Source organism: Vibrio sp. 2132-1 (assembly GCF_033344315.1).
Genome location: NZ_JAWPON010000901.1, coordinates 1 through 506, shown reverse-complemented (window position 1 = coordinate 506; position 506 = coordinate 1). Strand labels below are relative to the sequence as shown.

The following is a 506-nucleotide window of genomic DNA, read 5'->3' as shown; positions in this document are numbered from 1 at the left end:
ACATAATGAGAGGGGAAAGTTTCCTGTTTTTTCGCCTTAGATCTTGATTTTTATTTCATTTTTACTCCTTTAACGTTAAATATCTAAATCTAAATTCCAATAACGCTCTGTTAAGGTGTGAGCAACGCAATACCGAAGCCGCCGCATACCACCTTAAAAACTAAAACCAACGCATAGTGAAAATACCACGCGTTGCGAATCACTCTGAAACAGTTTGTTAGTTGATGTGACTTCAAATATTACACTAGCCACAGAATATAGATGCCTTATCAGGAACAATATATGCAACTCAATCTACAGTAAGGGGTGGCCATGGGAAAACCCACAGCAACAATAACATCAATGCACATCTGCCTCAAAGTCACCGCTAAAATTCCGCATGTGGGCGGCCCTGTTGTCGTTGGTTCACCCAATGTTAAAATTGGTGGGTTACCTGCGGCTCGAAAAGGGGACCGTCTTGTTTGTGTTGGTCCACCAGATTCCATAAGCCAAGATTCTAGTTTGGT

1 protein-coding gene is annotated in these 506 nt (G+C 41.5%); it reads left to right on the top strand.

Annotated elements, in window-relative coordinates; all coding sequences use genetic code 11:
* Positions 1 to 312: 312 nt before the first annotated feature.
* Positions 313 to 506 (top strand): PAAR domain-containing protein (locus R8N47_RS28630; protein WP_318186537.1); only part of this gene is annotated, 194 nt, incomplete at its 3' end.